We start from the raw sequence: 20865 nt of genomic DNA on the forward strand, positions 1-20865 counted from the left end.
GTCACACGACACCCGGCGAGCCTCTTCGTATATCCGGCATCAGCCGTCAGGCAAGGACTACTTCGCGGAGTTCTCCGGGACCTGGGCGTCGGCGGCCGGCTTCCGGCCGCGGAACTCACGTACCAGCGAGATCGCCACCACCAGCGCCGCCACCAGCAGCGAGAGGATGACCTGCTCGCGCCCGGTGTCGTCGGTCAGCATGTAGACCAGCACGAACGAGATCATCGCGATCGTCGCCCAGGTCAGGTACGGGAAGAGCCACATCCGTACGACCAGCTTCTCCGGCGACTCGCGCAGGATGATGCCGCGCATCCGCAGCTGGGTGAAGCAGATGACCAGCCAGACGAACAGCGCGACCGCACCGGAGGAGTTCAGCAGGAACGCGAAGACGGTGTCGGGCCACTGGTAGTTGAAGAAGACGGCGACGAAGCCGAAGACCACCGAGGACAGGATGGCCGCCGTCGGCACGCCACGCTTGTTCACCTTGGCGAACGCCTTGGGAGCGTCACCGCGCTGGCCGAGCGAGAACGCCATCCGCGAGGCCGTGTAGAGGCCCGAGTTGAGGCAGGACAGCACCGCGGTCAGCACGATGACGTCCATGACCTGGCCGGCGTGCGGGATGCCGATGGAGTTGAGCGCGGCGACGTACGAGCCGTCGGCGACGATCGACGGGTCGTTCCACGGCAGCAGCGTCAGGACGACGAAGATCGAGCCGAGGTAGAAGATCGCGATACGCCAGATGACGCTGTTCGTGGCCTTGGAAACGGCGCGCTGCGGGTCCTCGGACTCGCCGGCCGCCAGGGTCACGATCTCACTGCCCATGAAGGAGAAGACGACCATCAGCACACCGGTGAGGATGGCTCCTGGTCCTTCGGGGAAGAACCCGCCGCTGTCGGTGAGATGGGCGATTCCCGAGCCGGGGTTGTCCGAACCCGGCAGGAAGCCGAAGACGGCGAGGAAGCCGATGACGACGAAGGCGCCGATGGCCACGACCTTGATTCCGGCGAACCAGAACTCGAACTCGCCGTACGAACCGACCGAGACCAGGTTCGTCAACGTCAGTACCACCATCACGATGAGCGCCCAGGCCCACTGCGGTACGCCGGGGATCCAGCCCTCCAGGATCTTCGCGCCCGCGGTCGCCTCGACGGCGAGCACCACGACCCAGAAGAACCAGTAGAGCCAGCCGATCGAGAAGCCGGCCCAGCGGCCCAGGGCCTGGTCGGCGTAGGCGGAGAACGAGCCGGAGCTCGGGCGGGCGACGGCCATCTCGCCCAGCATTCGCATGACGAAGACGACCATCAGGCCGACCAACGCGTACGACAGGAGAATGGCCGGTCCCGCGGCGGCGATACCGGCACTCGAACCCACGAACAGGCCGGCGCCGATGACACCGCCGATCGCGATCATCGAGAGATGACGGTTCTTGAGGCCGGCCTGAAGCCCGTCGGGGGAACCAGGCTGGTCCGGCGTGCCCGGCTTCTCGCCGGGCTCCGCCAGAGTCGTCTGCGACGTCATGGATGGAGTCCTTACGTGTTCGGGTCGCCTCGTAGGCGTTGCCGTTATGTGGGGGTGGGGGGTGGTGCGACGGCAAGTCACGCATTCAAGCCCGACAGATGCCGGAATGGGAACCCCCTATTCCGTTTCGTTCACCGGATCGTTGCCCGTGTGGCGTTGAGCACACGGTCCCGGGAACCTGCCCCGGGTGCCCCGACCCCGCTGACGGCTACCCCGCGATGTTCGTGCCACACTCAGAACATGCGCGTGTACCTCGGCTCCGACCATGCCGGCTACGAACTCAAGAACCACCTCGTCGAGTGGCTGACGGCCCATGGCCACGAGGCCGTCGACTGTGGTCCCCACATCTATGACGCCCAGGACGACTACCCGCCGTTCTGCCTCCGCGCCGCCGGGAAGACGGCAGCGGACGCCGACAGCCTGGGCATCGTCATCGGCGGCTCCGGCAACGGCGAGCAGATCGCCGCGAACAAGGTCAAGGGCGTCCGCGCCGCACTGGCCTGGAGCGAGCAGACCGCCGCACTCGGGCGCGAGCACAACGACGCCAACGTGGTGGCCATCGGTGGCCGCATGCACTCGGTGGAGGAGTCCACCAAGTTCGTCGAGATCTTCCTCAACACCCCTTACTCGGGTGAGGAGCGTCACACCCGCCGCATCGAGATGCTCGCGGCGTACGAGACGACCGGCGAGCTCCCCCCGATCCCGGCGCACCACCCGCAGCAGGGCTGACCGAGCCCGCACCCGCTTCACCGTGCCGCCGGGGCTTCGGTCCCGGCGGCACGGTCATGTCACAGCAACCCCACACCTGTACGGGAGCCGACGTGCCCGAGGGACACACGATCCACCGCCTCGCCGCCGACCACCGCGAGCGGTTCGCGGGCGCCCCGGTACGGGTCAGCAGCCCGCAGGGCAAGTTCTCCGGCAGCGCCGCCCTGCTCGACGGCCGCACCTTCACGGGCGTGGACGCCCACGGCAAGCACCTCTTCCTCGGCTTCGGGGACATCGGCTGGGTCCACATCCACCTCGGCCTCTTCGGCAAGCTCGGTTTCGGTACGACCCCGGCCCCGCCGCCCACCGACACGGTCCGGCTGCGCCTGGCGAACGCGGGCCACCACGCGGATCTGCGTGGCCCGACCACCTGCGCCCTGATCACGGAGGCCGAGAAGCGCGCGATACACGACCGCCTCGGCCCGGACCCGCTGCGGACGGACGAGGACGGCGAGCGGGCCTGGCAGCGGATCTCCCGCAGCCGCGTCACCGTCGGAGCGCTCCTCATGGACCAGAAGGTCATCGCGGGCGTCGGCAACGTCTACCGGGCCGAGGTCCTGTTCCGGCACGGCATCGATCCGTACCGCCCCGGCAAGGACCTCACGCGCACCGAGTGGGACGCGATCTGGGCCGACCTGGGGATGCTGATGCGTGAAGGCGTACGCAACAACCGCATCGACACGGTCCGCCCCGAACACCTGCCCGAGGCGATGGGCCGCCCCCCACGGGTCGACGACCACGGTGGCGAGGTCTATGTCTACCGGCGCACGCACCAGCCGTGCCACATCTGCGCGACAGAGATCCGAACGGCGGACCTGGCAGCCCGCAACCTCTTCTGGTGCCCCGCCTGCCAACCCCGCTGACCCGATTTCGAACACATCGTCACCGGGGTCCCCCTGCACCGAAGCCCTCCGGGTGGATAAGGTCCCCGCAATGGCACGTCGCGGAGGACCAGACTCGTACGCGGCCCGGTGGCGAAGATCCGCGCACCGGGCCCGCATCGCCCTGCGCAAATCCGGCGTGGACTACTTCCGCGGTGACGGCTCCGACTGGATCGCTCTCGTCGGCCTGCTGCTCACCATCCCCGCCATCACTTGTGCCACCCTCCTGAACCCCGTGTGGTGCTCGCCCGCCGCACTCGTCCTCCCCATCGTCGCGGGCGGCCTCCTGCTGCGACCGGCCAGCCTGCTGGGTCTGTACGCGACCGCGGCCGCCGCGCTGATCGTGGAATCCATCGCGCTCGGCCCGTACGCGGCGGAGCCGGCCCGGGTCACCCCCGGCACCGTCCTGGTCGTCGCGGCCTGCGGCTTCTTCGGCCTGGTCCTCGCCCAGTTCAGGGCCAGGGTCGGCGTCCCGTGGCGCCGCGGCGGCACGATGCTCTTCGACCTGCGCGAACGCATCCGTGTCCAGAGCGCCCTGCCGAGACTGCCGCAGGGCTGGCACCGGGAGATGGCCCTGCGCCCCGCGGGCGGCCAGTCCTTCTCCGGCGACTTCGTCGTCGCCGCCCGCACCAACGGCGGCCGGACCCTGGAAGCCGTCCTCACCGATGTCTCCGGCAAGGGCATGGACGCGGGCTCCCGCGCCCTGCTGCTGTCCGGCGCCTTCGGCGGCCTGCTCGGCTCACTGCCCCCGCACGGCTTCCTGCCCGCCGCCAACGGCTATCTCCTGCGCCAGGACTGGGACGAGGGCTTCGCCACCTCCATCCACCTCGTACTGGACCTGGAGTCGGGCGACTACGAGCTGCTCTCGGCGGGCCACCCGCCGGCCCTCCAGCTCCATGCCGGCAGCGGCACGTGGGAGGAGAAGGCGGCGGAGGGCCCGCTGCTCGGCGTCTACGACGGAGCGCAGTTCGACGCGGTGAAGGGCTCCCTCGGACCCGGCGACGTGCTGATGCTCTTCACCGACGGCCTCGTCGAGACCTCGGACCGGGACATCGCCGAGGGCATCGACCGGCTGACGGGCGAGGCCGACCGCTATGTCGCCACGGGCTTCGAAGGCGCCGCCTGGCACCTGATCGAGGCATGCGCGAAGGACGTCAACGACGACCGGGCGCTGCTGCTGCTGTCCCGCCGCACCTGAACCGTACGGAAGCGGTCGAAACGGCACCCGCGTCAACCGGGCAGAGCCTCGTACTCCTTGTCCCGCCCGCTGTCCCGCCCGCTGTCCCGTCCGCCGGGCAGAATCCGGGCCAGCAGATGCGAGCGCCCGGCGGCCAGCGGTGCCAGGACCGCGAGTACGAGCACATATCCGGCGATGAACGGGGAAAGCCGTTCGTCCAGCCCCGCGCCCGCCGCCATCGTGGCGAGGATCAGCGCGAACTCACCGCGCGCCAGCAGCGTCGTGGAGATGTTCGCCGTGGCCTGCGGCCCGAAGGAGTACACCTTGGCGGCGGTCAGCCCCGCGAACACGTTCATCGCCATCGTCACCGCGACGGCCGCCAGCACCGGCCACACCACGCTCGGCAGATCGCCCGGGTTGATCGAGAGACCGAAGGCGAAGAAGAAGATCGCACCGAACGCGTCCCGCAACGGGTGGACCAGCTTGAGGATGCGGGCGCCCGACGTCGTGCTCCCGAGCATCAGACCGACCATGAAGGCACCGATCGCGTCCGCGACTCCGAACCACTCCGAGACACCGGCGACGAACACCGCGGCGCCGAGGAAGGAGATGACGAGGAGTTCGTCGTCCTTGGTGTCGATGAGCCGGGAGACGGCCTTCGTGCCGAAGCGGGCGACCAGCGCGAGCAGCAGCAGGAAGCCGAACGCCTTGCCCCCGTCCAGGACCGCCGCGCCGAGGCTGTCCGCGCCGGACAGGATCGGCTGGAGCGCGGCGAGGTAGAGGGCGAGGAAGACGTCCTCGACGACGATGATGCCGAGGATCGGCTTGGTCTCGGGATTCCCGATGCGTCCCAGGTCGACCAGGACCTTGGTGACGATGGCGGAGGACGAGATACCGAGGACACCGGCGAGGACCAGCGCCTCCGAGGTGCCCCAGCCGAGGGCGAAACCGAAGCCGAGCCCGGCGCCGACGTTCAGGGCGAGATACGCGCCACCGGCGAGCGCCATCTTGCGCCCGCCCGCCTTGAGGTCGTCGAGATGGAACTCGAGTCCCAGATAGAAGAGCAGCAGCACCAACCCGAGCGCGGAGAGCATTTCGAGGTCGTGCGGGTCGGCGACGAGGACGATGCCCGGGGTGTGCGGGCCGAGCAGGATCCCGGCCAGGATGAACAGGGGGATGGTCGGCAGTCCGATCCGGCCGCCGACGCGGGCGAGGACTGCGGCGGCGAGGAAGGCGCCGCCCATGGCGATGAGTGTGTCTGCGTGTCCGATGAGCCTGTTTCTCCGGTCGGTCAAGAGAGCGTCAAGGAATCGTCAGTAATTAGTTTACCGAACGATTGACGTTGCAAGTGTTCGAACCGGTTCGGACCCCGCCGAGCCCTGCCGCGCCCCGGTGTCTGCCCGTAGGGTCGAGGGCGTGACCACTCCCCAACTGACCCTGGCCGAGGTCGAGGCGATCGCCCGCGAGGCCCACGCGGACCAGACCGACAAGGCGGGACGCCCGTACGCGGAACATCTCGCGGCGGTCGCCGACGGCGTACGGGAGCGGGGCGGGAGCGACGAACAGATCGCCGCCGCATGGCTGCACGACGCCGTCGAGGACGACGCGCTCACCCTGCAGTGGCTGGACGGGGCGGCCCTGCCGCAGCCCGTCAAAGACATGGTCCTCGCCGTCACCAAGAGGGACGGCGAGGACCTCTCCTCGTACACCGAGCGGATTCTCGCGACTCCCGGAGCGCTGCTCATCAAGGAGTCGGATCTCGCCCACAACGCCGACCCGGTCCGTCTCGCGGTGCTGGAACCGGCGACGCGTACCCGTCTGACCGCGAAATATGCGCAGGTACGAAGGCTGTTGGGGCTCACGGACGGCGAACCGCCCACCGAACGACGGGTTCAAGCCAACCCGTCGTCGCGCTGACTCAGAGCTTGGCGGCGTCCCGCCGCCGGAACGCCCAGTCCATGTCCGGCTCCGTGGCGAACCGCAGCAGGCGCCGTACCGGCGGCGTGCAGAAGAGGGTCACCACCGCCGCGGCGGTGAGCGAGACGAGCACAAGGCCACCGGGCGAGCCCAGCCACTCGAACCGGTCGTACAGTCCGGCGTATCCGGCGCCCTTCACCAGGAAGCCGTGCAGCAGATAGCCGCAGATCGTCCCGGCGCCGAGCACCGTGAACCACATGTGCCGGCGCGGCACCCAGGCCAGGAACGCGGCGGTCAGGACCAGTGCGCAGCCGAACATCGCCAGCGTCATCACGGCCCCCGACCACCAGGGCGTGTCCATCTCCTGCGCGCTGTTGCTGCGGTAGAACCAGCCGAGCCGCATGCGCGGCACGGCCCAGTAGGCGAACAGCAGGGCGCCGGCGACCAACGGCAGGCTGAGCAGCCGGACTTCACGCCGCCGCACCAGCTGGAAGTGCTCGGGCTTCAGCACCAGGCCGAGCACGAAGAAGGGCAGGAACTGCAGGACGCGCTGGAGATCGAGGTCGTCACCGATCGCCGGGGTCACCGAGGCGAGTACGGCGATCGCGAGCGCGACCGGCAGCGGGTGACGCAGGGCCTTCCATACGGGAGTGGTGACCCGCCAGACGAACAGCGCGATCAGGAACCAGGTGAGGAACATCGGGTCGAGCAGGCTGATCTCCTGCCCGGGCGCTCCGCCGGCGTACCGCTTGAACAGCGAGTACGCGGTCTCGAACAGCACGTAGGGCACGGCGACGCCGGTGATCAGACGCTTCACCTTGCCCGGGCTCATCTCGAACGAACGGGAGAAGTAACCGGAGATGAGGATGAAGGCCGGCATGTGGAACGTGTACACGACCATGTACAGCGCCCGGGCGGCCCTGCTCCCGTCCATCACCGGCTCCCACGCGTGCGCGACGGCGACGAGCACGATCGCGAGGAACTTCACGTTGTCGAAGTACGCGTCACGCTTTTTGGCCGGTGCAGGAGCGGCATGAGCGGTCGGCACGGTGGTGGGGGGAGTGCCGGTGACCGTCGGGGTCTGCTCGTGTCTGGGCTCCGACTCCCGGGTGTCAGGGGGGAGTGGGGCCCTCTGGAATACGCTCGGAGCTTGGAACATCTAAGGCACCTTAGACCCGTCGATTGCAATTCGTAAAACTCTCAAGAGTTATCGCGTGTTCCCGCTCAATCGGAAGTGAAACCCCCGACTTCCGCCCGCTATGCACCATTTAATCCCGCTTAAATGGTGCATAGCGGAGGGAAGTTGTGGGACGTGAATTTCGTCCCACTGATTCCTGGGAATAGGCTGTGAATGAAGTGTGGGGGTATGGAAACGATCACATTCATTTAAATTCCCCCTGTGTGGCGCACAGTTGACTCACAGCCGATTCACGGCTGGGGCCCGCTGCCCGTGCGTGGCACGGCCGGGCCCGCCGGGGGCGCCCGTCCCGCGCTGTCCGCCCCGGGGTGTGCGCGGGCGCGAGTATGGCGCGATCCGGACAGGTCGATTCGTCACCTGGCAGCAACCACACGGGAGTTGGTGGCACGATGGACGCGACGGAGCGTGCTGGAGTGCGCGCTGCCGGGCCGGCAAGGCGGACCGACCAAGGGTGTGATCAGTCGTGGCCATCTCACTGTCTGTGGTGCTTCTGTTGGCGATCATCCTGGTGGTGCTGATCCGCGGTGGGTCCATCAAGGCCGGGCCCGCGATCGTCGCAGTGCTCTTCGGCTTCTTCCTGGCATCGACCGGCATGGCGCCGTCGATCAACAGGTTCATGAACTCGCTGGCGGACACCATCAACCAGATCAGCTTCTGACCCGTAGGCCCGTAGAGGGTCAACTACAGGGTCAACGCAAAGGGCCCGGTTCGGCAGTGACTGCCGAACCGGGCCCAGGCGTGGAGCGGGCGACGGGAATCGAACCCGCGTAGCTAGTTTGGAAGACTAGTGCTCTACCATTGAGCTACGCCCGCATGCACCGCACCGCAGGTCCGCGGACCTCGGCACGAACAGCATCGTAGCGGGTCGGCGGCGTGCTTCGCACACCCGTCGCGGCACCGGTCGGCCTCGCCGCCGGACACCCACGGTGAAGCCTCCGGTGCAAAGCGTCCGATGCACTGCCTCGCTGCATGTACCCTACGTGTCGCACCGACGGGGTGTGGCGCAGCTTGGTAGCGCGTCCGCTTTGGGAGCGGAAGGTCGTCGGTTCGAATCCGGCCACCCCGACCAGACAAGATCGCATTGGGGGAGTCATCCCCCTTGCCGTTACTATGCAAATTGCGTGCCCGTGTGTCCGATGAACCGGGCCCGATCCGCGAAGCCGCCGCTGGCGGTCCAGCAGAACCCCAAGAAGTCAGCCCCCAAGGAGACCGAACCGTGAAGAGCGCCGTGGAGACCCTGAACCCGACCCGGGTTCGGCTCAGCATTGAGGTGCCCTTCGAGGAGCTCAAGGACAGCCTCGACGCGGCGTACAAGAAGATCAACCAGCAGGTCACGGTGAAGGGCTTCCGTAAGGGCAAGATCCCCAACCGGGTCATCGACCAGCGGTTCGGCCGTGGTGCTGTGCTGGAGGAGGCCGTCAACGACGCCCTTCCGAAGTTCTACACCGAGGCTGTCAACGAGGGTGAGCTCAACGTTCTGGGCCAGCCCGAGGTCGACATCACCGAGCTGAAGGACGGCGAGCTGCTGTCCTTCACTGCCGAGGTTGACGTGCGCCCCGAGATCGTGATTCCGGACTACTCCGGCATCGAGGTCACAGTGGACGCCCTCGAGGTCACCGACGAGGACGTCGAGAAGGCCGTGGAGCAGCTCCGCGAGCGCTTCGCCTCCACCAACCCGGTCGAGCGCGCCGCCGCCGAAGGCGACGTCGTCACGATCGACCTGGAGGCCAAGGTCGAGGGCGAGGTCCTTGAGGACGGCGTGGCCGCCGGTGTCTCGTACACCATCGGTTCCGGCGAGCTCCTCGAAGGCATCGACGAGGCCGTGACCGGCCTGGAGGCCGGTGGCGAGGCCACCTTCACCTCTCAGCTGAAGGGCGGCTCCGCCGAGGGCAAGGACGCGGAGGTCACCGTCAAGGTCACCACCGTTGCCGCCCGTGAGCTTCCCGAACTGGACGACGAGTTCGCCCAGATGGCGAGCGAGTTCGACACGCTCGACGAGCTGAAGGCGGACAGCCGCAAGCGCCTCGAGAACACCAAGCAGTACGACCAGGCCACCCAGGCCCAGGAGCGCGTCCTCGACGAGCTCCTGAAGCTGGCCGAGGTCCCGATCCCCGAGAAGCTTCTCGCGGACGAGGTCCAGACCCGCAAGCACAACCTCGAGCACCACCAGCTCGGCCAGATGGGTCTCGACCTCGAGAAGTACCTGGAGATCCAGGGCAAGACCCTCGAGGAGTTCGAGGCCGAGACCGCCGAGCAGGCGATCAAGGGCATCAAGACCCAGTTCATCCTTGACGAGCTCGTCAACAAGGAGAAGCTGAACGTCAACCAGGAGGAGCTCACCGAGCACCTCATGCGGCGCGCCGCTTCCTCCGGCATGAGCCCGGACCAGTTCGCCCAGGCCGTCGTCGAGGGTGGCCAGGTGCCGATGCTCGTCGGCGAGGTCGCCCGCGGCAAGGCGCTCGCCGTCGTCGTCGAGGCCGCCAAGGTCGTCGACACCAACGGTGAGGTCGTCGACCTCGAGGACGACGAGGAAGAGGCCGTCGAGACGGTCGAGGCCGTCGAGGGCACCACCGAGGCCGCCGCCGAGGAGAAGCCCGAGGCCTGAGCCTCGTAACCGATCCGTTCGACGGGCTCCGGACGCTGTGCGTCCGGGGCCCGTCGTCGTATCGGCGTGCGACCGTCGGAACCCTTGTGCGGACTGCTTACCTTGCGCTCCCAGCGAACAGTTGGGGAAGCGGGATGGCGTTGTCCTACCTGCGCGTTAGGGTCCATGAAGGAAGGGTGGGGGAGTCCCCGCCCACCCGGTACGAAGACGCTGAGACGGCCGGAGCCGTCAGAGACGAGCAGGTGGATACGTGACGAATCTGATGCCCTACGCCGCCGGAGAGCCGTCCCTCGGTGGTGGCCTCGGCGACCAGGTCTACAGCCGACTGCTCGGCGAGCGCATCATCTTCCTCGGTCAGCAGGTCGACGATGACATCGCCAACAAGATCACCGCACAGCTGCTGCTCCTTGCCGCCGAGCCGGACAAGGACATCTACCTCTACATCAACAGCCCCGGTGGCTCGGTGACCGCAGGCATGGCGGTCTACGACACCATGCAGTACATCCCGAACGACGTCGTCACCATCGGTATGGGCATGGCGGCCTCCATGGGCCAGTTCCTGCTGACCGGTGGCGCGGCGGGCAAGCGCTTCGCGCTCCCGAACACCGACATCCTCATGCACCAGGGTTCGGCCGGCATCGGCGGTACCGCCTCGGACATCAAGATCCAGGCCCAGTACCTGCTCCGGACGAAGACGCGTATGGCGGAGATCACCGCCCACCACTCCGGTCAGACCGTGGAGACGATCATCCGCGACGGCGACCGTGACCGCTGGTACACCGCGGAGGAGGCCAAGGAGTACGGCCTCATCGACGAGATCATCTCGGCCGCGTCGGGCATCCCGGGCGGCGGCGGCACCGGCGCCTGATCCGGCTTCCACCGGACCGGCACCGCCTTCCGCACCTCTCGTACGCCGAGAACCCAGCCCACAGAACGCCACCAGGATGGTGAACACCCACATGAACAACTTCCCCGGCGCATCCGCGAACGGTCTCTACACCGGCCCGCAGGTGGATAACCGCTACGTCATCCCGCGCTTCGTGGAGCGCACCTCGCAGGGCGTGCGTGAGTACGACCCGTACGCGAAGCTCTTCGAGGAGCGCGTGATCTTCCTCGGCGTCCAGATCGACGACGCCTCGGCCAACGACGTCATGGCGCAGCTCCTGTGCCTGGAGTCGATGGACCCGGACCGCGACATCTCGATCTACATCAACAGCCCCGGCGGCTCGTTCACCGCGCTCACCGCGATCTACGACACGATGCAGTTCGTGAAGCCGGACATCCAGACGGTCTGCATGGGCCAGGCGGCCTCCGCCGCCGCCGTCCTGCTGGCGGCGGGCACGCCGGGCAAGCGCATGGCGCTCCCGCACGCCCGTGTGCTGATCCACCAGCCGTCCTCGCAGACCGGCCGTGAGCAGCTCTCCGACCTGGAGATCGCGGCCAACGAGATCCTCCGGATGCGCACCCAGCTCGAGGAGATGCTGGCGAAGCACTCCACCACCCCGCTGGAGAAGATCAGCGAGGACATCGAGCGCGACAAGATCCTTACCGCGGAGGACGCCCTCGCGTACGGTCTGGTGGACCAGATCGTCTCCACCCGTAAGACCACGGCCGGCGCTTCCGTCTGAGCCGGTCTTTCCCCTTGGCACATTCCGTTTGCACGGTCTCGGCCGTGTGAACCGTGCCAAGGGGGGCCCGTACGGGGGGTCAGGCAAGGTACCGTCGGATAGAGGCACCAGGAGCCGCTGAACCAGGCGTCTCCCAGGCGAAGGGGAAGCACCTCGTGGCACGCATCGGTGATGGCGGCGACTTGCTCAAGTGCTCGTTCTGCGGAAAGAGCCAGAAGCAGGTGAAGAAGCTCATCGCGGGACCCGGTGTGTACATCTGCGATGAGTGCATCGATCTCTGCAACGAGATCATCGAGGAGGAGCTCGCCGAGACCTCCGAGGTGCGGTGGGAAGAGCTTCCCAAGCCGCGCGAGATCTACGAGTTCCTCGAGGGGTACGTCGTAGGGCAGGAGCCCGCGAAGAAGGCCCTCTCGGTCGCTGTGTACAACCACTACAAGCGGGTCCAGGCCGGCGAGAACAGCGGCGGCGCCAACCGCGACGACGCGATCGAACTCGCCAAGTCCAACATCCTGCTGCTCGGCCCCACGGGCTCGGGCAAGACACTCCTCGCGCAGACGCTGGCCCGCATGCTCAACGTCCCGTTCGCCATCGCCGACGCGACGGCGCTGACGGAGGCCGGCTATGTCGGCGAGGACGTCGAGAACATCCTGCTGAAGCTGATCCAGGCCGCTGACTACGACGTCAAGAAGGCCGAGACGGGGATCATCTACATCGACGAGATCGACAAGGTCGCCCGCAAGAGCGAAAACCCGTCGATCACCCGCGATGTCTCGGGCGAGGGCGTCCAGCAGGCCCTGCTGAAGATCCTGGAGGGCACCACCGCCTCCGTACCGCCGCAGGGCGGCCGGAAGCACCCGCACCAGGAGTTCATCCAGATCGACACGACGAACGTGCTGTTCATCGTGGGCGGTGCCTTCTCCGGCCTGGAGAAGATCATCGAGTCGCGGGCCGGCGCCAAGGGCATCGGCTTCGGCGCGACGATCCGTTCCAAGCTGGAGATCCAGGCGAGCGACCAGTTCCAGGAGGTCATGCCGGAGGACCTGGTGAAGTTCGGGATGATCCCCGAGTTCATCGGCCGCCTCCCGGTGCTGACCTCGGTCCACAACCTGGACCGCGAGGCCCTGCTCCAGATCCTGGTCGAGCCGCGCAACGCACTGGTGAAGCAGTACCAGAAGCTGTTCGAACTCGACGGCGTGGAGCTGGAGTTCGAGCGCGAGGCACTGGAGGCCATCGCCGACCAGGCGATCCTGCGCCAGACGGGCGCCCGCGGTCTGCGCGCCATCATGGAGGAAGTCCTCCAGTCCGTGATGTACGAGGTGCCGTCCCGCAAGGACGTGGCCCGCGTAGTCATCACACCGGACGTCGTCCGCAACAACGTCAACCCGACCCTGGTCCCGCGCGAACCGCGCACGATCGGCAAGAACGACGGCGGCAGGCACGAGAAGTCCGCGTAGCGGTAAGCAAGCGCAAGGGGCGCCCCGCCGAACGGCGGGGCGCCCCTTCGCTGTTGTGCGGGATCAGACCTTGGTGCGGGAGGTGTTGTAGAGCTTCGCGGCCAGGGCGGCCACGTCGTCCTGGGCCATGCCCTTGCCTGCCATGGAGAGGGCGATGTCGACGCCGACGACCACACCGACGGTGCTGTAGTCGGCCCAGACGCAGATGGGGACCTGGAACTCCTTGGGTCCCTTCGCGGCGGTACCGTCGCCCTCCTTGTTGATCATCTTCATGTCCTGGCACTTCATCAGTGCGCCCTTGAATCCGTCCGGTGTGACGGCCCTGGGGCTGCCGATGAGCGAGACCTCCATCTTGGAGTCCTTGAAGTCCTCCCCGGCGCCGACGAAGGAACCGTCGATGACCTTCGCCGGGTCGGTGACGTCGCCCCAGATGCCCTGGAGGGTAAGTGACTTCGTCGAGATCTCGGTGCCGGAGACGTACGTGGAGCCCGCCTGCTGGGGGTTGTTGATCCCCAGAGCCTCCGCCTCGGTCTTGTCCTTGCCGGTCAGCGGGCCCGCCGGGGCCTTCGACGACGGGTCGGACTTGTAGTCGTCGACGGACTTCGCGGGCGTCAGCTTGTAGCCCTTCGTGGAGTCCGCGACGTCACTGTTGCTGGCGCCGCCCGATGTCATGAAGTACACGCCGCCACCGATGACGGCCAGCGCCACGACGACGCCCGCCACGATCAGACCGGTCTTCTTCTTCGGTGCGGCCGGCGGCATCGGCACCTGGCCGCCGTAGGCGGGCTGGCCGCCGTACGGGGGAGTGGGCGGCTGCTGGCCGTACGGGCCCGGCTGCTGGCCCTGCGGGTAGCCGTAGCCCTGCGGGGGCTGCTGCGGCGGTACGCCCTGGGGGGCCTGCTGCGGGTACCCGTAACCGGGCTGGCCCTGCGGCGGACCCTGCGGCGGCTGGCCGCCGTACGGGCCCGGCTGCTGTCCGTACGGTCCGGGCTGGCCCTGCGGCTGCTGCCCACCGTACGGGCCCGGCTGGTTGTAGCTCATGCTGCTGTCCCCTCCAGAATGCTTATGCGTTCCGAACATCCTGGCTGACGTGGCCCTGACGTGGGGCATCGGGCGGCACACCGTTACTCAACTAACCGGTTTCAGTGCAGGACTGTGACGGCCCTAAACTGTCCCCCGTGACCGAGAACACTCAGCAGCAGACAGCCAGCAACCCCGAACTGCCGACCCAGTACGCGCCGGCCGAGGTAGAGGGGAAGCTGTATGAGCGCTGGGTAGAACGCGGGTATTTCGAAGCCGACGAGCACAGCGACAAGCCCCCGTACAGCATCGTCATCCCCCCGCCGAACGTCACCGGAAGCCTTCACCTCGGGCACGCCTTCGAGCACACGCTGATCGACGCCCTCGTCCGCCGCAAGCGCATGCAGGGCTTCGAGGCGCTCTACCAGCCGGGCATGGACCACGCCGGCATCGCCACCCAGAACGTCGTCGAGCGCGAGCTCGGCAAGGAGGGCAAGTCCCGCCACGACCTGGGCCGCGAGGCCTTCGTCGAGCGTGTCTGGCAGTGGAAGAACGAGTCCGGCGGCCAGATCTCCGGCCAGATGCGCCGCCTCGGTGAGGGCGTCGCCTGGTCCCGTGAGCGCTTCACCATGGACGAGGGCCTGTCCAAGGCCGTCCAGACCGTCTTCAAGCGGATGTTCGACGACGGGCTGATCTACCGCGCCGAGCGCATCATCAACTGGTGCCCGCGCTGCCTGACCGCGATCTCCGACATCGAGGTCGAGTACCAGGAGGACGACGGCGAGCTCGTCTCCATGAAGTACGGCGAGGGCGACGAGACCATCGTCGTCGCCACGACCCGCGCCGAGACGATGCTCGGTGACACCGCCGTCGCCGTCCACCCCGACGACGAGCGCTACAAGCACCTGATCGGCAAGCAGATCAGGCTGCCGCTCACCGAGCGCACGATCCCCGTCGTCGCCGACCACCACGTCGACCCGGAGTTCGGCACCGGCGCCGTCAAGGTGACCCCGGCCCACGACCCGAACGACTTCGAGATCGGCAAGCGTCACGACCTGCCGTTCCTCACGGTCATGGACGAGCGCGCGGTCATCACGGTCCCCGGCCCCTTCGAGGGCCTCGACCGCCTGGAGGCCCGCTCCGCCATCGTCGCCGCACTGCGCGCCGACGGCCGGATCGTCGCCGAGAAGCGCCCGTACGTCCACTCCGTCGGCCACTGCTCGCGCTGCAAGACCACGATCGAGCCGCGCCTGTCCCTCCAGTGGTGGGTCAAGGTCGCCCCGCTCGCCAAGGCGGCCGGTGACGCCGTCCGCGACGGCAGCGTCAAGATCCACCCGCAGGAGATGGAGAAGCGCTACTTCGACTGGGTCGACAACCTCCACGACTGGACGATCTCGCGCCAGCTCTGGTGGGGCCACCGCATCCCCGTCTGGTACGGCCCGAACGGCGAGGTCGTCTGCGTCGGACCGGACGACGCGGTCCCCACGGGCGAGGGCTGGACGCAGGACAGCGATGTCCTGGACACCTGGTTCTCCTCGGGGCTGTGGCCGTTCTCCACGCTGGGCTGGCCCGAACAGACCGACAGCCTCGCGAAGTTCTATCCGAATTCCGTCCTGGTCACCGGCTACGACATCCTCTTCTTCTGGGTCGCCCGGATGATGATGTTCGGCCTGTACGTCAACGACGGCGTCCCGCCGTTCGGGACCATCGTCCTGCACGGCATGGTCCGTGACGAGCACGGCAAGAAGATGTCGAAGTCCTTCGGCAACGTGGTCAACCCGCTGGACTGGATGGACAAGTACGGCTCCGACGCCCTGCGCTTCACCCTCGCGCGCGGCGCCAACCCGGGTACCGACGTCCCGATCGGCGAGGAGTGGGTCCAGGGTTCCGCGAAGTTCGCCAACAAGATCTGGAACGCCACGCGCTTCGCGCTGATGAACGGCGCCACGATCGAGGGCGAACTCCCGTCCGCCGAGGAGATGTCGGTCACGGACCGGTGGATCCTCTCCCGGCTCAACAAGACGGTCGCCGAAGTCGACGCGTACTACGAGGACTACCAGTTCTCCAAGCTCAGCGAGGCGCTCCGGCACTTCGCCTGGGACGAGGTCTTCGACTGGTACGTCGAGCTGTCCAAGACCACGTTCTTCGCGGGCGGCAAGCCCGCCGAGGTCTCGGGCCGGGTCCTCGGCGAGGTCCTCGACGTGATGCTGCGTCTGCTGCACCCGGTCGTCCCGTTCGTCACGGAGACGCTGTGGACGGCCCTCACCGGTCGTGAGTCCGTCGTCATCGCCGACTGGCCCACCGACTCCGGCTTCCGCGACGACGCCGCGGAGAAGGAGATCGAGCTCGTCCAGCAGGTCGTCACAGAGGTCCGCAGGTTCCGCTCCGACCAGGGCCTCCAGCCGGGTCAGAAGGTTCCGGCGCGGCTCACCCTGACCGGCACGGCGCTCGCCCCGCACGAGGCGGCCATCCGGCAGCTGCTGCGTCTCCAGCCGGCCGAGGACGGCTTCCACGCCACGGCGACGCTGCCGGTCGCGGGTGCCACGGTGGCGCTCGACCTCTCCGGCACGATCGATGTCGAGGCCGAGCGCAAGCGTCTGACGAAGGACCTCGTCGCCGCCCGGTCGGAGGTCGCGCAGGCCAACGGCAAGCTCGGCAACGAGGCGTTCGTGGCGAAGGCCCCGGACCACGTCGTCGAGAAGATCCGTGGCCGTCTGACCAAGGCCGAGGCGGACATCGCGCGGATCCAGGGCCAGCTGGACAGCCTGCCCGCAGCCTGATCAGTGCGCTCGCGTGAGGCCCCGGACCGCACGGTCCGGGGCCTCACGCGTTCAGCGGGGGAGCGTGGGGAGGGCGGGTAGCAGGCCGTGTCGGTGGTCCTCCGTAGACTGGACCCGTGACCGAGCAGCCCGACCCCAGCGACAACAGCTTCGACGAGATCGTCGACGCCGAGACCCAGCGCGACCCCGACCTGGCGGTGATCGAGGCCGGGAGCCGCACACTGCGCACCCATTCGGGACCGCCGCAGGGCGCCGAGGTTCCCACCCGCCCCACCGATCCGGAGACCGACAAAGCACTGCGTGCCGTGGAGCAGGAGCTCGCGGGCCGCTGGGGCGAGACCAAGCTCGAACCTTCGGTGACGCGCATCGCGGCACTGATGGACGTGCTCGGTGAGCCGCAGCGCGCGTACCCCTCCATCCACATCACCGGGACGAACGGCAAGACAAGCACGGCCCGCATGATCGAGGCCCTGCTGAACGCCTTCGATCTGCGCACCGGCCGCTACACCTCCCCGCACGTCCAGTCGATCACCGAGCGGATCAGCCTGGACGGCGCCCCGATCGAGGCCGAGCGCTTCGTCGAGACGTACGAGGACATCAAGCCGTACGTCGAGATGGTCGACTCCCAGCAGGACTTCCGGCTGTCGTTCTTCGAGGTGCTGACGGGCATGGCGTACGCGGCCTTCGCCGACGCGCCGGTCGACGTGGCGGTCGTCGAGGTCGGCATGGGCGGCACCTGGGACGCGACCAACGTCATCGACGCCACGGTCGCGGTCGTCACCCCCATCTCGCTGGACCACACGGACCGGCTCGGTGAGACGCCCGCGGAGATCGCGGGGGAGAAGGCCGGTGTCATCAAGCAGGGCGCGACGGTCATCCTGGCGCAGCAGCCCGTCGACGCCGCGCAGGTGATGCTGAAGAAGGCCGTCGAGGTGGACGCCACCGTCGCCCGCGAGGGCATGGAGTTCGGCATCGTCTCCCGGGAGATCGCGGTCGGCGGCCAGTTCCTGACCCTGCGCGGGCTCGGCGGGGAGTACGACGGCATCTTCCTCCCGCTGTACGGCGCCCACCAGGCGCACAACGCGGCGGTCGCGCTCTCCGCGGTCGAGGCGTTCTTCGGTATCGGCGCGGAGCAGAGCGGCTCGCTGGACATCGAGGCGGTCCGCAAGGCGTTCGCCTCGGTCGTCTCGCCGGGCCGTCTCGAAGTCGTACGCAGCAGCCCGACCGTCGTCCTGGACGCGGCGCACAACCCGGCGGGCGCGCGAGCCGCCGCGGACGGTCTGTCGGAGGCGTTCAGCTTCTCCCGGCTCATCGGCGTGGTCGGCGCGAGCGGCGACAAGGACGTCCGGGGGCTCCTCGAAGCCTTCGAGCCGATCTTCGCCGAGGTCGTCGTCACGCAGAACTCCAGCGGCCGGGCGATGGACGCGGACGAGCTGGCAGCGGTCGCCGTCGAGGTCTTCGGCAACGACCGGGTGCAGGTCGAGCCGCGTCTCGACGACGCGCTGGAGGCGGCGATCACTCTGGCGGAGGAAGAGGACGAGTATGCCGGGGCGGGGGTCCTCGTGACCGGTTCCGTGATCACGGTCGGCGAGGCCCGGCTGCTTCTGGGAAGGGGCTGACCTGTGCGTACCCTCTGCGCTTCCACGCTCATCGGCGAGTTCTTCGTCATCGGCTTCGCCGGCCTGGTGGCGATGAAGTCGGACGGTCTCTCCGTGGCCACGGTGTGGACGGTCTGCGGCATCGGCATGCTGCTGTCCGTCCTCCTCTGCGGCTTCATCACCCGCCCCGGCGGCGTACAGCTCGGCTGGGCGTTCCAGATCGCGCTGGTGCTGAGCGGCTTCTTCGTCCCGATGATGTTCGTCCTCGGCCTGGCATTCGGCGGTCTGTGGTGGGCCTCGGTGCACTACGGGCGCAAGATCGACGAGGCGAAGGCCAGATGGGCGGCGCAGGAGGACGCGCAGGAGACCGCACAGGCCCCGGCCGCCGGCTGAATGTTCACCGTGGCGTCGGCCGTGGCCCGCACCGCGTAAACCCGGCCGTCGGCCCGTCCGCGTACCCCTGTAATCTCGCTTCACCGCACCCGTATGCCTGCAAGGAGCCGTACATGACTCAGCGCACCCTCGTCCTTCTCAAGCCCGACGCCGTCAGGCGTGGGCTGATCGGCGAGATCGTCGGCCGCATCGAGCGCAAGGCCGGCTGGCAGATCACCGCGCTGGAGCTGCGCACGCTCGACCAGGAGACGCTGGAGCAGCACTACGGCGAGCACAAGGGCCGTCCGTTCTACGAGCCGCTCGTCGAGTTCATGGCATCCGGCCCTGTCGTCGCTCTTGTGGCCGAGGGCGAGCGTGTCATCGAGGGCGTCCGCGCCCTCGCCGGACCGACCGACCCGATCGCCGCCGCGCCCGGTTCGATCCGTGGCGACTTCGGTTCGATCACCAGGGAGAACCTCATCCACGCCTCGGACTCCGAGGAGTCCGCAGAGCGAGAACTGAAGCTGTTCTTTCCCGGACTTTCCTGACCTCGGATCAGCCAAACAGCGCTCATGACCTGGGGCGACCGAAGTAATTCGGTCGCCCTTCTGCATAGGGTCTGCGATCGCGGGAACGCATCCTTCCGACGTATCGTCACCATGAGTGGAGCGGGCACCCGTTCCACTCGCATTGGCGAAGGACCGTCGCGCTGTGTCCGTGCTCACGGCACTACGATGGAAGCTTCCACGCCCACAGCGCCAACCTCGCCTACCAAAAACAAGCCAATCGCTTCAATTGGGAAGGCCCGACGCATCCTCATGGGGAACAAGGGGAACTCAATGTCGTTCATCGGCCGTGACATGGCTATCGACCTCGGGACTGCCAACACGCTGGTGTACGTCAGGGGGCGCGGCATCGTTCTGAACGAGCCGTCCGTCGTGGCCATCAACACCAACACGGGTGGCATTCTCGCGGTCGGCTCCGAGGCCAAGAAGATGATCGGCCGCACACCGGGCAACATCGTTGCCGTGCGGCCACTGAAGGACGGCGTGATCGCCGACTTCGAGATCACGGAGCGCATGCTCCGCTACTTCATCCTCAAGATCCACAAGCGCCGCTACCTGGCCCGCCCGCGCGTCGTCGTCTGTGTGCCCTCGGGCATCACAGGGGTCGAGCGACGCGCCGTCATCGAAGCATCGACGCAGGCCGGCGCCCGTCAGGTGCACATCATCGAGGAGCCCATGGCGGCGGCCATCGGCTCGGGTCTGCCGGTCCACGAGGCCACCGGGAACATGGTCGTCGACATCGGTGGCGGCACCACCGAGGTCGCGGTGATCTCGCTCGGCGGAATCGTCACTGCCCAGTCGATCCGGGTCGCCGGTGACGAGCTGGACAACGCGATCATCCAGCACATCAAGAAGGAGTACTCGCTCCTCCTCGGTGAGCGGACCGCCGAACAGATCAAGATCACGATCGGTTCCGCGTACGACATGGACAAGGACGAGCACACCGAGATCCGGGGCCGCGACCTCGTGTCCGGGCTACCCAAGACCGTTGTCATCTCGGCCGCCGAGGTCCGCAAGGCGATCGAGGAGCCGGTCAACGCGATCGTCGACGCGGTGAAGACGACCCTGGACAAGTGCCCGCCGGAGCTCTCCGGCGACGTCATGGACCGCGGCATCGTCCTCACCGGCGGCGGCGCGCTGCTGCGCGGTCTCGACGAGCGGCTCCGCCGGGAGACCGGCATGCCGATCCACATCGCCGAGGACCCGCTGGACTCCGTGGCGCTCGGTTCCGGCAAGTGCGTCGAGGAGTTCGAGGCGCTCCAGCAGGTGCTGGACGCCCAGCCGCGCAGGTAGACAACACGACGATCCGGCCGTATGGGCGCTGCGGCCCCGTACGGCGGATCGTTGATATACAGGCACGAACATTCCGACGAGGAAGGCACG

Annotated in this window: 18 protein-coding genes and 2 tRNA genes; 15 read left to right on the top strand and 5 right to left on the bottom strand. The window is 67.8% G+C overall.

Features of this window, described 5'->3' with window-relative positions; genetic code table 11:
* Window positions 1-57 precede the first annotated feature (57 nt).
* Complete coding sequence (locus ACWGO0_RS19900; RefSeq protein WP_453536303.1) at window positions 58-1518, bottom strand: amino acid permease; 1461 nt, start codon at window positions 1516-1518, stop codon at window positions 58-60.
* Window positions 1519-1758: 240 nt separating this feature from the next.
* On the opposite strand from ACWGO0_RS19900, the gene ACWGO0_RS19905 reads away from it, so the two are divergent.
* The 3 genes from ACWGO0_RS19905 to ACWGO0_RS19915 all read left to right on the top strand — a co-directional run bounded on the left by ACWGO0_RS19905 (window position 1759) and on the right by ACWGO0_RS19915 (window position 4365).
* Complete coding sequence (locus ACWGO0_RS19905; protein WP_453536306.1) at window positions 1759-2247, top strand: ribose-5-phosphate isomerase; 489 nt, start codon at window positions 1759-1761, stop codon at window positions 2245-2247.
* Window positions 2248-2339: 92 nt separating this feature from the next.
* Entirely contained in the window at window positions 2340-3149 is an 810-nt protein-coding gene (locus tag ACWGO0_RS19910; RefSeq protein WP_453536309.1) for an Fpg/Nei family DNA glycosylase, read from the top strand.
* Between the two features lie 70 nt (window positions 3150-3219).
* Window positions 3220-4365 (top strand): PP2C family protein-serine/threonine phosphatase, encoded by a 1146-nt coding sequence (locus tag ACWGO0_RS19915; RefSeq protein WP_453536311.1) that lies wholly within the window; start codon window positions 3220-3222, stop codon window positions 4363-4365.
* Window positions 4366-4397: 32 nt separating this feature from the next.
* On the opposite strand, the gene ACWGO0_RS19920 is transcribed toward ACWGO0_RS19915, so the two are convergent.
* Window positions 4398-5588, bottom strand: a complete 1191-nt coding sequence (locus tag ACWGO0_RS19920; RefSeq protein WP_453536313.1) for a cation:proton antiporter — start codon at window positions 5586-5588, stop codon at window positions 4398-4400.
* 172 nt (window positions 5589-5760) lie between these two features.
* Here ACWGO0_RS19920 and ACWGO0_RS19925 point away from each other — a divergent pair, with 172 nt between their 5' ends.
* Window positions 5761-6261 carry an HD domain-containing protein gene (locus ACWGO0_RS19925; protein WP_453536316.1) on the top strand — a complete coding sequence of 167 codons (501 nt, stop codon included), beginning with the start codon at window positions 5761-5763 and terminating at the stop codon, window positions 6259-6261.
* A gap of 1 nt (window position 6262) precedes the next feature.
* Here ACWGO0_RS19925 and ACWGO0_RS19930 read toward each other — a convergent pair whose 3' ends face one another.
* Window positions 6263-7420 carry an acyltransferase family protein gene (locus tag ACWGO0_RS19930; RefSeq protein ID WP_453536319.1) on the bottom strand — a complete coding sequence of 386 codons (1158 nt, stop codon included), beginning with the start codon at window positions 7418-7420 and terminating at the stop codon, window positions 6263-6265.
* Between the two features lie 502 nt (window positions 7421-7922).
* Between ACWGO0_RS19930 and ACWGO0_RS19935 the strand changes: the two genes are divergently transcribed.
* Entirely contained in the window at window positions 7923-8117 is a 195-nt protein-coding gene (locus ACWGO0_RS19935; RefSeq protein WP_173313276.1) for a hypothetical protein, read from the top strand.
* 81 nt (window positions 8118-8198) lie between these two features.
* Here ACWGO0_RS19935 and ACWGO0_RS19940 read toward each other — a convergent pair.
* Window positions 8199-8272: transfer RNA gene (locus ACWGO0_RS19940), tRNA-Gly, on the bottom strand.
* 179 nt (window positions 8273-8451) lie between these two features.
* Here ACWGO0_RS19940 and ACWGO0_RS19945 point away from each other — a divergent pair.
* From ACWGO0_RS19945 to clpX, 5 genes are all read left to right on the top strand, one after another.
* Window positions 8452-8528 (top strand) — tRNA-Pro (locus tag ACWGO0_RS19945).
* Window positions 8529-8675: 147 nt separating this feature from the next.
* Window positions 8676-10064: a trigger factor gene (gene tig, locus ACWGO0_RS19950; RefSeq protein WP_453536322.1), complete on the top strand. Its 1389-nt coding sequence runs from the start codon at window positions 8676-8678 to the stop codon at window positions 10062-10064.
* A 262-nt stretch (window positions 10065-10326) separates the two neighbouring features.
* Window positions 10327-10932 (top strand): ATP-dependent Clp protease proteolytic subunit, encoded by a 606-nt coding sequence (locus tag ACWGO0_RS19955; RefSeq protein ID WP_453536524.1) that lies wholly within the window; start codon window positions 10327-10329, stop codon window positions 10930-10932.
* Between the two features lie 76 nt (window positions 10933-11008).
* Window positions 11009-11692 carry an ATP-dependent Clp protease proteolytic subunit gene (locus ACWGO0_RS19960; protein WP_453536324.1) on the top strand — a complete coding sequence of 228 codons (684 nt, stop codon included), beginning with the start codon at window positions 11009-11011 and terminating at the stop codon, window positions 11690-11692.
* A gap of 155 nt (window positions 11693-11847) precedes the next feature.
* Window positions 11848-13146, top strand: a complete 1299-nt coding sequence (gene clpX, locus ACWGO0_RS19965; RefSeq protein ID WP_453536326.1) for an ATP-dependent Clp protease ATP-binding subunit ClpX — start codon at window positions 11848-11850, stop codon at window positions 13144-13146.
* Window positions 13147-13209: 63 nt separating this feature from the next.
* Here clpX and ACWGO0_RS19970 read toward each other — a convergent pair whose 3' ends face one another.
* Window positions 13210-14187 (bottom strand): hypothetical protein, encoded by a 978-nt coding sequence (locus ACWGO0_RS19970; protein ID WP_453536329.1) that lies wholly within the window; start codon window positions 14185-14187, stop codon window positions 13210-13212.
* A 137-nt stretch (window positions 14188-14324) separates the two neighbouring features.
* Here ACWGO0_RS19970 and ACWGO0_RS19975 point away from each other — a divergent pair, with 137 nt between their 5' ends.
* From ACWGO0_RS19975 to ACWGO0_RS19995, 5 genes are all read left to right on the top strand, one after another.
* Window positions 14325-16946, top strand: coding sequence for a valine--tRNA ligase (locus ACWGO0_RS19975; protein WP_453536332.1), 2622 nt, complete (start codon window positions 14325-14327; stop codon window positions 16944-16946).
* Window positions 16947-17062: 116 nt separating this feature from the next.
* The gene (gene folC, locus ACWGO0_RS19980; protein ID WP_453536334.1) at window positions 17063-18565 is read left to right on the top strand and encodes a bifunctional tetrahydrofolate synthase/dihydrofolate synthase; all 1503 of its coding nucleotides are present in this window, start codon (window positions 17063-17065) and stop codon (window positions 18563-18565) included.
* Between the two features lie 3 nt (window positions 18566-18568).
* Window positions 18569-18937: a DUF4233 domain-containing protein gene (locus tag ACWGO0_RS19985; protein WP_453536337.1), complete on the top strand. Its 369-nt coding sequence runs from the start codon at window positions 18569-18571 to the stop codon at window positions 18935-18937.
* A gap of 113 nt (window positions 18938-19050) precedes the next feature.
* Entirely contained in the window at window positions 19051-19464 is a 414-nt protein-coding gene (ndk, locus tag ACWGO0_RS19990; RefSeq protein ID WP_328910146.1) for a nucleoside-diphosphate kinase, read from the top strand.
* A gap of 291 nt (window positions 19465-19755) precedes the next feature.
* Complete coding sequence (locus ACWGO0_RS19995; protein ID WP_124268240.1) at window positions 19756-20775, top strand: rod shape-determining protein; 1020 nt, start codon at window positions 19756-19758, stop codon at window positions 20773-20775.
* The last annotated feature ends 90 nt before the right edge of the window (window positions 20776-20865 follow it).

The organism is Streptomyces sp. NPDC055749 (assembly GCF_053617235.1).